The sequence below is a fragment of the Psychrobacter sp. APC 3281 genome, assembly GCF_030407815.1.
In the GTDB taxonomy this organism is placed as follows: domain Bacteria; phylum Pseudomonadota; class Gammaproteobacteria; order Pseudomonadales; family Moraxellaceae; genus Psychrobacter.
Map to the genome: position 1 here is coordinate 233,617 of NZ_JASDCS010000006.1, position 13,854 is coordinate 247,470.

The following is a 13,854-nucleotide window of genomic DNA, read 5'->3' on the forward strand; positions in this document are numbered from 1 at the left end:
ATTTTTCTTTCTACTGCTAATAATTATACAAAGCGCCTTATTAAAGACAGTTAAACGCTATCTTTAATAGGGCGCTTTGTATTCAGTTTCTTTTGTATAACTATTTGAAAAACGATTTAGAGCCTATGATGTTTACACACAAGGAATTTGAATAAGATAGCTTTGAGACTATAAAGCCGCTGAAAATAGAGTGGGAATAGTCGCAGGATTAGAGAAATCGCAAACGGCAAAGGCAGATGAAATGGTTCATCTACTTAATCAAACAAGTTTGAAAAGATAGTAGTCATAATATAGATGAGTTTAATTTTATTTAATGCGATCAACTGAATTAGGATTGAATATGACGCTAAAACGAACCGTCGGCATACTACTGTTCAATGAAGTAGAAGTATTGGATTTTGCAGGACCTTTTGAGGTGTTTTCGTTGGCTGAAAATGCTGCCCCTGCTAGTGATGATAAGTACTTCGATGTTATTACTATAGCTGAGAACCAAGCTCCAATATCCGCTAGAAACGGTCTACAAGTCATTCCTGACTATAGTTTTGCCAATCATCCAGATATTGATGTCTTAATCGTCCCCGGTGGGTACGGTGCCGAAAAAACAGAAATATATAATAAGGTGGTAATTGATTGGATTAACACTCAAGCAAGTTTGGCAGAGCTGACGCTTTCAGTGTGTACAGGAGCATTGCTGTTGGCTAAGGCAGGTTTGCTAACTGGTAAGTCAGCAACCACGCACTGGATGGATTTGGATAATTTAGCATCTTATCCTGATATCGATGTGATCTCGCATACGCGTTTTGTAGATGCCAGTGATGATACTGGTAATATTGTCACATCAGCGGGGATAAGTGCAGGCATCCATGCAAGTCTATACTGTATAGAAAAATTAATAGATAGTGAAACCATGCGTGCAACAGCGCATCGCATGGAGTTCGATATTGACTAAGTGAATTGCTAGATAGGTGAGTGAATGGCTGTTTACTGATACAATAGCGGTCAATATTTTTGATAATTAAAATAATTCATAAACCATCTTGGAGTTTATATGAGCGTAGAAAACCTATCTGTAGCATCGAGCACAGCAGCAAAAAAAGGTGTGGTTATTATTGGTGCAGGACTGGCAGGCTGGCATGTCATTGATGCCATTCGTGCCAAAGACACAGAGATTCCAATCACATTAATCACAGCTGATAGTGGCGACCGTTATCATAAGCCGATGTTGACGATGGCAATCAGCCAAAACAAACGAGCATCAGATTTGGTACGGGCATCTGGTAGCGAAGCGGCGAACACAGCAGAAGTGACGTTGTTAGCCAATACACAAGTGACAGATATTGATCCAGTGAGCCAAACTGTACAGGTGCGCTCTACTGCGCAGTCAGATGACGCACTGACGACTATTGGCTATGAGAAAATGGTACTGGCGATGGGCGCGCATCCTATCTTTCCTAAAAGTCTGCCACAAGATTTGGTCTGGCATGTCAATCATATTGAGCGCTTTAGTCAGCTACAAGAAAAGCTAGCAGCAGGTAGCCAGCACGTTGCGATCGTCGGTGCTGGTATGGTGGGTACAGAAATCGCAGAAGACCTACTTAAAGCTGGTCATAAAGTAACGCTTATTGATTTAAATGATGCACCGCTTTCGCAGATGCTACCAGCCAAAGCAACCGCACGTATCGCCAAAGCAATCGAATCACAGGGCATTCAATTCTTAGGTGGTTATCAAGTATCAGCTGTCACTCGTGTTGGCAGTAATGACGACGACAGCGAAGATGCTGAGAAACTACAAGTAGACTATGCCCCATTATCATCGGATGCAGACAATGCTGATACTCAGCCGCTCGAACCACTGATTGTAGATCATGTGATTGCCAGTACAGGTCTGACAGTCGATGAGCAATTACCTGCGGCGGCTGGTGTGGAATTCGATCGCCGTACGGGTATCGTGGTGGATGCAACGACGTTGCGTACCAATGCAGCGAATATCTATGCCATCGGCGACTGTATGTCTATCAATGGGGTCGCTTGTCGTTATGTTGCGCCATTACGCGCGCAGGCTGCGACTATCGCTGATGATATTTTAGGTCACGAGCACAGCGGTTATGATCATAAGCCGCCAATGATTCGCCTAAAAAATAAAGCCATCTCTGTGATGGTGACGGGCGTACCGCAAGCGTCGGGCAATTGGCAAGTAAAGACTGAGAGTGATGATGAGCTAATCATGGATTTGCTCGATGATGATGAAGTCGTTAGCGCAACGGTAACGATTAAGGCGCCTGCAGTTCCTAAAGCATGATGATTGCAATACCGTTTTTCGAAAAACTAATAAAGGACATCATTTATAAATAATGTCCTTTATTAGATTCCTTTCAAGAAGATTCAGTTAAAAGACAATATTGATGATTGAGCTAGCCCATTACTTATAATGTGGCTGGCTTTTTTGTGTCAAAAACTTGCCATGATTCTATGTTACCTTTTAATAAATAGAAAGGCAGACTGACTAATTAAATGATACATAATGTATTGATATTGTTGACAGGCTTTCATTGATGGCGTTATAGTAGCTGAATGCTATGTAAGACCTGCCCAAGGAAGAAGGTTTGCACGCAGGCTATTGATAAGTGCTATTTATAAATAATATAAAAAGTAAAACGAAAGGACTCGTTATGACTCAAACTCCTGATTTCGATTCGACTCGCGTTGACTTCGACACTATTTTAAACAACATTCCTAGTATCAATATGGGCGCACGCTCAGCCAATGCACCACTTACGCAAAGCTATGACAAAGGTCCTGATGTACCGCTGATTGAAGCGACAATCGGTGACTTTTTTGATGCTATTGTTTCTAAATATCCTGAGCGCGAAGCACTGGTCGTCCGCCATCAAAATATCCGCTGGACATATCGTGAGCTACAGCAGCAAGTGAATCAGCTAGCCAGTAGCATGATTGAAATGGGATTAGAGATTGGTGATCGTATCGGTATATGGTCACACAACAATGCTGAATGGTTGCTCATGCAATTGGCCACGGCAAAAGTCGGCGTTATCCTCGTTAATATCAATCCTGCCTACCGTACTTTTGAATTGCAATATGCCTTAAATAAACTGGGCTGCTCAGCGCTGGTACTGATGCGTCATTTCAAAACCAGTGACTACGCCAGTTTAATCCGTGAGCTGTGTCCTGAGATTTACCATAAAGACTACACTCAGCTTGATTTGGTTGAGATTCCGACGATTGAGCGCATCATCTGGATTGATGAGCCAGAGTCGGACGAGACATTCGGCTTTATGCAAAAATTCTCTACGTGGATGAGCGAGGGCGATGCTAACGATCCGCGTGTTGCCGAGCGTCAGGCGCAGCTTAAGAACACTGATGCTATTAATGTACAGTTCACAAGTGGCACGACAGGCACACCAAAAGGTGCTACCTTAAGCCATCGCAATATCTTAAATAATGGCTATTTCATTGGTGAGGCCATGAACCTTACCGAAGAGGATAGGCTGTGTATTCCAGTACCTTTGTATCATTGCTTTGGCATGGTGCTTGGCAATCTAGCGATTCTCACGCATGGCGGTTGTATCGTATATCCAAACGATGGCTTTGAGCCGTTGACGGTATTGCAAGCAGTAGAAGAAGAGAAATGTACCGGTCTACATGGTGTGCCAACGATGTTTATCGCCGAGCTTGACCATCCTGAATTTGAAAACTTTGATTTGTCTACCCTGCGCACGGGTATCATGGCTGGCTCTAGCTGTCCGATTGAAGTGATGCGCCGTGTCATCGATAAGATGCATATGAGCGAAGTCACCATTGCCTATGGCATGACAGAGACCAGTCCTGTATCTTGCCAGACCAATGAGCACACGCCACTTGATAAACAGGTCTCAACGGTAGGACTGGTACAGCCTGCACTTGAGGTGAAAGTCGTCGATACAGAGACAGGTGAAATTGTCCCGCTGGGTGAGACAGGTGAGTTGCTTACACGAGGCTATTCAGTGATGAAAGGCTATTGGGGCAGCCGCTTTAAAACGCGTGAGGCGATCCAAGATGGTTGGATGCATACGGGTGACTTGGCCACAATGGATGAAGACGGCTATGTCAAAATTGTCGGGCGTAGTAAAGACATGGTGATTCGCGGCGGCGAGAATATCTATCCAGTAGAAATTGAAAATTATCTCTATCGTCATCCAAAGATTCGTGATGTGCAAATCGTGGGTATACCAGATGAGCGTTATGGTGAAGTACTCGCGGCGTGGATTATTCCGAAAGAGCCTGGCTGCTTGACTGAACAGGAAGTACGCGAGTTCTGTAGCGAGCATATCGCTCACTATAAAGTGCCGACTTACTATCGCTTCGTGACTGAATATCCAATGACCATCACTGGCAAAATTCAAAAATATAAAATCATTGAGCAAATGAAAGAAGAGTTGGGTTTGTAGTAAGCTTGCTTATCTGCTCTAAAAAATAAAAGACTAACCATATTCATTTCACTGTAAAAGTATTACAGCGTTAACCTCGCTTGAAGTATCACACATACATCTGCACTCGGTTGCCTTGTACTACTTTTAAATTGAATCGACTATATGTGAGCAACGCTTAAAAATAGTAGTTAGTATCATTTATATAAAAAGCTACTCACATCTACGTATCTATCTATCTATGTATAAGAAAAAAAGGGGTATCATGAGCGCTATCATAACCAGTAAACTGAGTCCAAACTCAAGCGATTTTCAGCAAAACAGTGCCGCGATGCAAGAGATAGTCGATGACCTGTATGTACACTTGCGTAAAGTTGCCCAAGGTGGCTCAGAGCGCGCACGTGCCAAGCATTTAGCGCGTGGCAAGTTGTTACCACGTGAGCGCGTCGAGCGTTTATTGGATGTAGGTACACCGTTCCTAGAAGTGGCACCAATGGCCGCACATGATATGTATGGCGAAGAGATTCCAGCGGCTGGCGTAATTGCAGGTATTGGTCGTATCAATGGCATCGAGTGTATGATTGTCTGTAATGATGCCACGGTAAAAGGCGGCACATACTACCCAATGACGGTCAAAAAACACCTACGTGCCCAAGAAATCGCGCAAGAAAACCATCTGCCGTGCGTTTATCTGGTTGATTCAGGTGGTGCAAACTTACCGAACCAAGATGATGTATTCCCTGATAAAGAGCATTTCGGCCGTATCTTTTTTAATCAAGCAAATCTGAGTGCGGCAGGTATTCCACAGATTGCTGTGGTTATGGGTAGCTGTACGGCTGGCGGTGCGTATGTGCCTGCCATGAGCGATGAGTCTATTATTGTCAAAGAACAAGGTACGATCTTTTTGGGTGGTCCACCACTAGTCAAAGCAGCGACGGGTGAAGAGGTCACGGCAGAAGACTTGGGCGGCGGCGATGTACATACTAGACTATCAGGTGTGGTTGATCATCTAGCCCAAAACGATACCCACGCGTTATCGATTGCCCGTAATATCGTCAGTCATCTCAATCGCCCTACAAAAAGTATTCCTAATCAAATCACACCGCGTCCACCACGTTACGATGCCAAAGAACTCTATGGTGTGATTCCAACGGATAAGCGCAAGCCGTTTGATATCAGAGAAATCATCGCCCGTATTGTTGATGACAGTGCCTTTGATGAGTTTAAAGCACGCTTTGGTACGACGCTTGTCTGTGGATTTGCTCATATCGAAGGGATGCCTGTTGGTATTATCGCCAATAACGGCATCTTGTTCAGTGAATCAGCACAAAAAGGCACGCATTTCATCGAGCTGTGCTGTAAGCGCAAAATCCCATTAGTATTCCTGCAGAACATTACTGGCTTCATGGTGGGACGTAAATACGAAAACGAAGGTATTGCCCGTCATGGTGCCAAGATGGTAATGGCAGTGGCCAATGCAAAAGTGCCAAAGTTCACAGTTATCGTTGGTGGCTCGTTTGGCGCTGGTAACTACGGTATGTGTGGCCGCGCTTACAGCCCGCGTTTCTTATGGATGTGGCCAAATGCGCGTATCTCTGTCATGGGCGGCGAGCAAGCAGCGTCAGTATTGGCAACGGTCAAACGTGATAACTTTGATCGTAAAGGTGAAGCGTGGAGCGATAAGGACGAAGCGGCATTTAAAGCACCGATTCGTGACATGTATGAAGAGCAAGGTCATCCGTATTATGCCACCGCACGTATGTGGGATGACGGCGTGATTGATCCTGCTGATACTCGTAATGTATTGGCTTTAGGACTAAGCGCTGCATATAACGCGCCGATTGAAGAGACGACATTTGGGGTCTTTAGAATGTAAGCGTTCTAAGGTCTTCTCATAATAAGCGACTACTGCGTTAACCTCATTTGAAGTACGGTTTGTACATCTACGCTTAGTCTTTGTACTTGGTTTCCTTGTATTAACATTATTATGGATTGACCAAGAGTTTATTTAAGAATTTACATAAAAAATATAGAGAAAGTTATGCAAAAAGACAGTAATAAAAATTATAAAAGCCTATTGGTTAAAGTGGAGCAGCACGTGGCGACAGTGACGTTAAATCGTCCTGAGATACGTAATGCCTTTAACGATGAAATGATAGCTGAGCTGACCGATGCATTCAGTACACTTGGTGCTGATGATAATGTACGTGTCATTGTGCTAGCAGCAGCTGGCAAAGCGTTCTGTGCAGGTGCTGACCTCAATTGGATGCGTGCCATGGCGGATTACAGCTATGAAGAAAATTTAGCGGATGCTGATAAATTGGCGCAAATGCTTAAGACTATTTATGAATGTCCTAAGCCGACAGTTGCGGCTATTCAAGGCGATGTGTACGCAGGTGGCATGGGTCTGGTCGCTGCTTGTGACGTAGCCATTGCGGTCAAAATTGCAAACTTTTGCCTCAGTGAAGTCCGTTTAGGGTTGGCGCCTGCCACTATCAGTCCTTATGTTATCCGCGCGCTAGGCGCTAGAGCGTCGCAGCGTTATTTTTTAAGTGCTGAAGTATTTGATGCCAAAAAGGCACGTCAGCTTGGCTTTATCCATGAGCGTGTTAGCGAAGAGTGGCTAGGCGATGAAGTGGCTGCGTTCTGTAATAAAGTAGTTAAGAACAGCCCTGACGCGGTAAAAACCTGCAAGCAACTACTACATGATGTCGCTGGTGCGCCTATTACAGATGAGCTGATTGCTGACACGGTCAAAGGTATTGCTGATATCCGCTCATCAAAGCAAGGCCGCGAGGGGGTACAAGCTTTTTTGCAAAAGCGTAAACCTGATTGGCTAATGGCAGACTAACTAGTAGTAGAACAATGATAGGCAAATGGGCAAATAGACAAGACGTCAAATAATAATGACAAGACACAGGGATAGTTATGTTTTCTAAAATTCTAATCGCCAACCGTGGTGAAATTGCTTGCCGAGTGGCTGCGACTGCTAAGCGTCTTGGCGTCAGTACCGTTGCTGTTTATTCCGATGCGGATCGTGAGGCCAAACATGTGGCTGTCTGTGATGAGGCTATCTATTTAGGCGGTTCGGCACCAAAAGACAGTTATCTCAAAGGCGATGCTATTATTGCTATCGCTAAGCAAACGGGTGCTCAGGCGATTCATCCAGGATATGGGTTTTTAAGTGAAAATGCAGATTTTGCGCAAGCCTGCCAAAATGCTGGTCTAGTGTTTATCGGTCCATCAGCGGATGCTATCCGCGCCATGGGCGGCAAGTCTGAGTCTAAGCGCTTGATGGAGTCGGCTGGCGTGCCGTTGATACCGGGATATCATGGTGACAATCAAGATGCACAGTTTTTGCAGCAGCAGGCAGATAATATTGGCTATCCTGTCTTGATTAAAGCCAGTGCAGGTGGCGGCGGTAAAGGCATGCGTATCGTTGAGCAAAGCAGCGACTTTATTGATTTATTAGACTCGTGCCGTCGCGAAGCGATTACCAGTTTTGGCAATGATCAAGTGTTGGTCGAAAAATATGCGCTAAAACCACGTCATATCGAAATCCAAGTATTCGGTGATACGCATGGTAATTATGTACATCTATTTGAGCGTGATTGCTCAGTACAGCGTCGCCACCAAAAAGTATTAGAAGAAGCGCCAGCACCGGGTGTCGACACTGCGATGCGTGAAGCGATGGGCACAGCGGCAATCGAAGCAGCACGTGCGGTCGATTACGTGGGTGCAGGTACGGTTGAGTTTATTGTGGAGCAGCGTGAAGACTCTATGAATTTTTATTTCATGGAAATGAACACGCGCTTGCAAGTTGAGCATCCCGTTAGTGAAGCGATTACTGGTGTCGATTTGGTCGAGTGGCAGCTGTTGGTTGCTGCGGGTCAGCCATTGCCAAAAACACAAGATGATTTGGCTATCAATGGTCATGCAATTGAGGCGCGTATCTGTGCTGAAAACCCTGACAACAATTTCTTGCCAGCGACAGGCACTTTATTCACTTATCAAAAGCCTGAGCATAGTACCTTTAACATTACCGATGTACGTATCGATGATGGCGTACGTGAGGGTGATGTGATCAGTCCTTTTTACGATTCTATGATTGCCAAGCTTATCGTCCATGCTCCTACGCGCGAGCAAGCGTTGGCGAGACTAGACCGTGCATTGGCACAGACGCGTATCGTTGGTCTACCAAACAACGTGGCATTTTTGCGTTATATTTTAAATACCGATTCATTTAGCAAAGCCAATCTTGATACGGCATTGATAGAGCGTGAGCAGGATAAGCTTTTTGATCAGCATCCGCTTGGATTATCGACGCTTGTGGTGACTGCTATTACCCAGCAGCTTGCGAGTGAAGCGACCACGCAGGGCTCAGATCCGTTTAGCAAGCCAACGGGTTTCCGTGCTTATAGTGATTATACTCGTTCATTTAGCTTGGTTTATGATGAGCAAGCCTACAGTGCTCGCATCAGTAATTGGCATAATGCGAGTTGTGCTGATAGCAAAAAAGGCGGCGATAATCTCAGTAGTTTTACGCTCGTCATTGGTAAAGAAATCGCGAATACGCAGGATGATAGCAATATCAATGTAGCGGCTCAGACCGAAACGGTTTATGAAGGTCAGATCAGCTATGATAGCAGTGACGCGCACAATCATACCTTATGGTTAGATGGTGCACGTATCAGTGCCCAAAGCTGGGTAAATAACGAGAAGGTCTACGTATTCACAGACGGTGGTCGTGATGAAATTACGCTTATTGATATCATGGCACATGTGGGCGAAGACACAGCAGCGGTTGGTAGTTTGAAATCACCAATGCCAGGACAAGTGGTTGCATTCAAAGTAGCTGTTGGTGATACTGTGAAAAAAGGCGAGCCACTTGCCGTCATCGAAGCCATGAAAATCGAACATACCATTACCGCACCGACAGATGGTGTGGTAGCAGAGCTATTATTTGCAGCAGGTGACTTGGTCGCTGATGGTGATGAGCTACTGCGCATTGATGCTGAAGGTTAATAAAGGCTGATAATTAACAGCCAAATAGCAAAAAGGACGACAAGTATGAGCCATTCGTATCCAAGCCATGTCAGCATCGTTGATGTCAGCCCGCGTGATGGCTTGCAAAATGAGTCCATGATGGTACCGACTGAAGTTAAGCAAACGCTCATTAATGATTTAATCGCGGCGGGTGTCAAAAAATTAGAGGCGACCAGTTTTGTCTCGCCAAAGTGGGTGCCACAAATGGGTGATAACAGCGAGTTGCTCGACGCACTCGCGCCTACGCGGCAGACGGACGTTTGCTATTCGGTACTCGTGCCCAATATGCGTGGCTTTGAAAATGCTATCTTGCATCGCCCTGATGAAATCGTCATCTTTGGCTCAGCCAGCGAAACCTTTAGTCAAAAAAACATCAACTGTAGTATCGATGAGAGTATCGAACGTTTTGCGCCAGTAGCTGCTGCGGCAAAAGCACAAGGCATCAAAGTACGAGGCGTGATCTCTTGTACGGTCGGTTGTCCTTATGAAGGCGAGATTGCCCCTAGCCAAGTAGCTTATGTGACCAAGCGATTGATTGAGATCGGTTCAGAGCAGATTGGCATTGCCGATACGATCGGTGTGGGTACACCACTCAAAGTACAACGAGCGTTGCAAGCTGCACTTGAGTATGCTGATATCTCTATGCTATCGGGTCATTTTCATGATACTTATGGTCAAGCATTGAGCAATACGCTAACCGCACTACAAATGGGTGTTAGTGAGTTTGATACCTCTGTCGCTGGCTTGGGCGGTTGTCCTTATGCTAAAGGCGCAACGGGCAATGTCGCTACTGAAGATGTGGTGTATATGCTGCATGGTATGGGTATCAGCACAGGTATCGATTTGGATAAATTGGTCGTGGCAGGCGAGCGTATCAGTGAGTTCTTAAAGCGACCAAATGGTTCAAACGTAGCACGTGCCATCATTAATAAACGCCATTAATAAACGTCAGTCTTAATTAGTATAGTCAATCTACTGTGAAGGTATGACAGCGTTAACCTCGTTTGAAGTATTTACATCTATACTCGGTTGCCTTGTCACAGTTTCACATTAAGTTGACTATGACATTAAAAACGGTATCAAAAATACAGTTACATTAGCTTTAAAAAACAGATTAAAATTCGAAAATTAAATATTTATATACAAGGAATGGTTATGAGTTTACCTGGATTAAATTTTCAACTTGGCGAAGATATTGACGCCCTACGTGATGTCGTACAGCAGTTTGCGGCAAACGAGATCGCTCCACGTGCTGCCGAGATTGATAGCAGTGATGAGTTCCCAATGGATTTATGGCAAAAGATGGGTGACCTCGGTCTACATGGTATTACCGTTCCTGAAGAGTACGGCGGCTCCAACATGGGCTACGTTGCCCATATGGTCGCAATGGAAGAGATTAGCCGTGCTTCGGCATCGGTAGCACTGAGCTATGGCGCACACTCTAACCTATGTATTAACCAAATCAAACGTAATGGTAGTGAAGCGCAAAAACAAAAGTATTTGCCAAAGCTAATCAGTGGTGAATTCATCGGTGCATTGGCAATGAGTGAGACAGGCGCTGGCTCAGACGTCGTCAGTATGAAGCTAAAGGCTGAAGAAAAAGACGGCAGCTATATTCTAAACGGTAGCAAAATGTGGATCACCAATGGTCCTGATGCGGACGTAATGGTAGTCTATGCCAAGACCAATCCTGAATTAGGTGCTAAAGGCATGACGGCCTTTATCGTTGAAAAAGGTATGGAAGGTTTTGGTACCGCACAAAAGCTAGACAAGCTCGGCATGCGCGGTAGCCATACTGGCGAGATGACTTTTAATAATGTAAAAGTGCCAAACGAAAATATTTTAGGCGGTCTCAATGAGGGTGTTAAAGTATTGATGAGTGGCCTAGATTATGAGCGCGCTGTATTGGCCGCAGGTCCTATCGGTATCATGCAAGCAGTAATGGACAATGTGGTGCCTTATATCCACGACCGTAAACAGTTTGGTCAAGCGATTGGTGAGTTCCAGCTTATCCAAGGTAAAGTTGCGGACATGTATACAATACTGCAAGCAGGTCGTAGCTTCTTATATACGGTCGGGAAAAACCTCGATATGTTGGACGCACGCGGTGCCGGTCATAGTCGAGAAGTGCGTAAAGATTGCGCCAGTGTAATTCTATGGTGTGCCGAAAAAGCGACGTGGATGGCAGGTGAGGGCATTCAAATATTTGGCGGAAATGGCTACACTAATGAGTATCCACTTGGTCGCTACTGGCGTGATGCCAAGCTGTATGAGATTGGCGCAGGTACCAGTGAAATCCGCCGTATGCTAGTCGGTCGTGAGCTGTTTAACGAGACCAAATAGGAAAGTATTGGGGGAATAGCTAGCATACGTTAGCTATTTTTTGATAGTAAAATAAAAAAGCAGCACGTTCAAAACGTGCTGCTTTTTTCATGTCAACGTTAAACCGAATTATCTATAAGCGGTTAAGACTTATTGCGATAATCAAAGTATCTTGCCAAACCATTTAATAATAAATCATCACGTAAGCGCACTGGGCGATTAACATGCTGGGAGATAATGGCTGCATCTCCACCTGTCATAATCAATTCAAAATTAGGGTGACGATGGCTAATCTCATTAATCGCGCCGACGATAGAGAGCAAAATACCGCGATGCACTGCGTCTTGAGTGGTTAAGCCTTGGTTGACGCTATCAAAAGTACCGTTCGAGATAGTGATTTGCTTAGTACCAGAGAACAGTGATTCACGTTGCAGGTAGATGCTGGGGAAAATATAACCGCCCAAATGCTCAGCATGATCAATCAAATCAATAGTCACCGCTGTACCGCAACCAATCACACATTGACGTTTTTTCTTATCGACCGCGCCCAGCATCTGTAGCCAGCGATCACAGCCGAGCTGCTGATCATTGTAAGCACTTTTCATCAGCGCGTGTGCGGCATCGACATGGACAAACTCAAACGGAATATTCAAACGACTGAGTGTTTCTGATACTTTGGCATTTAGATTGTCGCCCAATACCGATGAGATACCAATAAAATCAGGCGCGTAACGTTCAAAGCGATCCGTCAGACCCATAAGTAGTTCGGCAGGCGCTTGCAAATGCTGCTTGGCATCATGTGCGACTATTTGTCCGATATCATCGGTTAGCCAGTATTTTAGGCGGGTATTTCCAAGATCAAGCCAGAGCATAAAAGTCCCTTTATATAGTGCTCGTTAATGATGGTGTTCATCAATATAGTTGTCTAAGCCTAATAAATAACGTCGATGCGTCCAGTAAAAAGCGTAGAAATCTTACCGCTATCTTGGCGTAATTGCAAACAGCCATGTGTGTCGACACCGCAAGCAACTCCTGTTACGACTTTTTCTTCGTTATTATAGTCTTGGGTGACGCGTAAGCGCAGACCTGATAGCGCATCCATTGTCGCAAACTGCTCCAAAAAACTATCCAAATAATAAGTATGACCCGTTGGCTGCTCTATGCCCAAATGCTCAAAGCGTGTCATCGCCGCCATCAATGCTTTGCACATCTGCTGATAGAGCATTGGTAGGTCTAGTAGGCTGGCGGATCGTGTCTCTAAAGGCAGCCTCTCATTAATGTCTTGTAAGCTAATCGCTTGGTAGCTCATACCCTCAGACGTTTGCGTAGTGAGTTTTGGTGTTGCTTGTACGTTTAGGCCAATACCTAGCACCACACCGATCAACCTGCCAGCTTTCGTCACTGGCTCTATCAAAATTCCAGCCAGTTTATTAAATGGTAGCGTACGCTGATTTGCTACATCACTATTCAATGCTGAGTCTAATGCTGAGTCTAATACCGAGCTGTCCGTTATGGACTGTTCTTTAGATAGCTCTTTAGATTGGCTCTGAGCTTGCTGATAAAAACCCAAGTCATTTGCCCATTTTACACCGATTGGCGTCATCTCTTGCGCTTGCAGTTGCTCGTTCAACATTTGAATGACGGGCATTTTTGCCAGCTCAAGACCAATGATGAGCGATAGCAAGCCACTAATTGGCATATGCACAGGATGATATAGCGACAGATAGACATTACCACGCGGTGATTGCCACGAGCGCCCGTGCTGACCACGACCTGCGCTTTGGGTTTCCGCGGTCAAAACGTGTACGGTGGCGACATCTAACGACCCGTTTTGCAAGGCTTCTATCAGCTCGCTATTGGTCGAGGCGCTACTAGCCACATGACGGTGATTGAGCTCGGATAAATAGGTAGAAAAACTAGTGAGTGGCGGCATAAGTTTAGTCGATGTGGTTAAAGGAAACTTTGATATACTGAGCGATTGTTGCGGTCAGACAGTACCGAGTAAACAGCATAAAGGTCACGTTGAGATTTGGCAAATACAATTAAGCACGCCTAAGCGCTA

Annotated in this window: 10 protein-coding genes; 8 read left to right on the forward strand and 2 right to left on the reverse strand. The window is 45.0% G+C overall.

The window, feature by feature from the left end:
* The first annotated feature begins 340 nt into the window (after window positions 1–340).
* The 8 genes from QL886_RS06505 (at window position 341) to QL886_RS06540 (ending at window position 11,813) form a co-directional block, all read left to right on the forward strand.
* Window positions 341–949 (forward strand): DJ-1/PfpI family protein, encoded by a 609-nt coding sequence (locus QL886_RS06505; protein WP_290178063.1) that lies wholly within the window; start codon window positions 341–343, stop codon window positions 947–949.
* 99 nt (window positions 950–1,048) lie between these two features.
* Window positions 1,049–2,299, forward strand: coding sequence for an FAD-dependent oxidoreductase (locus QL886_RS06510; RefSeq protein ID WP_290178065.1), 1,251 nt, complete (start codon window positions 1,049–1,051; stop codon window positions 2,297–2,299).
* Between the two features lie 370 nt (window positions 2,300–2,669).
* Window positions 2,670–4,445, forward strand: coding sequence for an AMP-binding protein (locus tag QL886_RS06515; protein ID WP_290178066.1), 1,776 nt, complete (start codon window positions 2,670–2,672; stop codon window positions 4,443–4,445).
* Between the two features lie 244 nt (window positions 4,446–4,689).
* Window positions 4,690–6,300 carry a carboxyl transferase domain-containing protein gene (locus QL886_RS06520; RefSeq protein WP_290178067.1) on the forward strand — a complete coding sequence of 537 codons (1,611 nt, stop codon included), beginning with the start codon at window positions 4,690–4,692 and terminating at the stop codon, window positions 6,298–6,300.
* Between the two features lie 165 nt (window positions 6,301–6,465).
* Complete coding sequence (locus tag QL886_RS06525) at window positions 6,466–7,275, forward strand: enoyl-CoA hydratase/isomerase family protein (protein WP_290178068.1); 810 nt, start codon at window positions 6,466–6,468, stop codon at window positions 7,273–7,275.
* 77 nt (window positions 7,276–7,352) lie between these two features.
* Window positions 7,353–9,449, forward strand: a complete 2,097-nt coding sequence (locus QL886_RS06530; protein WP_290178069.1) for an acetyl/propionyl/methylcrotonyl-CoA carboxylase subunit alpha — start codon at window positions 7,353–7,355, stop codon at window positions 9,447–9,449.
* A 45-nt stretch (window positions 9,450–9,494) separates the two neighbouring features.
* Window positions 9,495–10,412 (forward strand): hydroxymethylglutaryl-CoA lyase, encoded by a 918-nt coding sequence (locus tag QL886_RS06535; protein WP_290178070.1) that lies wholly within the window; start codon window positions 9,495–9,497, stop codon window positions 10,410–10,412.
* Between the two features lie 213 nt (window positions 10,413–10,625).
* A complete protein-coding gene (locus QL886_RS06540; protein WP_290178071.1) occupies window positions 10,626–11,813 on the forward strand; it encodes an isovaleryl-CoA dehydrogenase in 1,188 nt (395 codons plus the stop codon).
* Window positions 11,814–11,935: 122 nt separating this feature from the next.
* Here QL886_RS06540 and QL886_RS06545 read toward each other — a convergent pair whose 3' ends face one another.
* Window positions 11,936–12,664 (reverse strand): pantothenate kinase, encoded by a 729-nt coding sequence (locus tag QL886_RS06545; RefSeq protein ID WP_165598299.1) that lies wholly within the window; start codon window positions 12,662–12,664, stop codon window positions 11,936–11,938.
* A gap of 59 nt (window positions 12,665–12,723) precedes the next feature.
* Window positions 12,724–13,725 (reverse strand): biotin--[acetyl-CoA-carboxylase] ligase, encoded by a 1,002-nt coding sequence (locus QL886_RS06550; protein WP_290178073.1) that lies wholly within the window; start codon window positions 13,723–13,725, stop codon window positions 12,724–12,726.
* Between the last annotated feature and the right edge of the window lie 129 nt (window positions 13,726–13,854).

Excerpts from the sequence above, each read along its gene's own strand:
- QL886_RS06505 (WP_290178063.1), top strand. The coding sequence starts at position 341 with ATGACGCTAAAACGAACCGTCGGCATACTACTGTTCAATGAAGTAGAA.
- QL886_RS06510 (WP_290178065.1), top strand. The coding sequence starts at position 1,049 with ATGAGCGTAGAAAACCTATCTGTAGCATCGAGCACAGCAGCAAAAAAA.
- QL886_RS06515 (WP_290178066.1), top strand. The coding sequence starts at position 2,670 with ATGACTCAAACTCCTGATTTCGATTCGACTCGCGTTGACTTCGACACT.
- QL886_RS06520 (WP_290178067.1), top strand. The coding sequence starts at position 4,690 with ATGAGCGCTATCATAACCAGTAAACTGAGTCCAAACTCAAGCGATTTT.
- QL886_RS06525 (WP_290178068.1), top strand. The coding sequence starts at position 6,466 with ATGCAAAAAGACAGTAATAAAAATTATAAAAGCCTATTGGTTAAAGTG.
- QL886_RS06530 (WP_290178069.1), top strand. The coding sequence starts at position 7,353 with ATGTTTTCTAAAATTCTAATCGCCAACCGTGGTGAAATTGCTTGCCGA.
- QL886_RS06535 (WP_290178070.1), top strand. The coding sequence starts at position 9,495 with ATGAGCCATTCGTATCCAAGCCATGTCAGCATCGTTGATGTCAGCCCG.
- QL886_RS06540 (WP_290178071.1), top strand. The coding sequence starts at position 10,626 with ATGAGTTTACCTGGATTAAATTTTCAACTTGGCGAAGATATTGACGCC.
- QL886_RS06545 (WP_165598299.1), bottom strand. The coding sequence starts at position 12,664 with ATGCTCTGGCTTGATCTTGGAAATACCCGCCTAAAATACTGGCTAACC.
- QL886_RS06550 (WP_290178073.1), bottom strand. The coding sequence starts at position 13,725 with ATGCCGCCACTCACTAGTTTTTCTACCTATTTATCCGAGCTCAATCAC.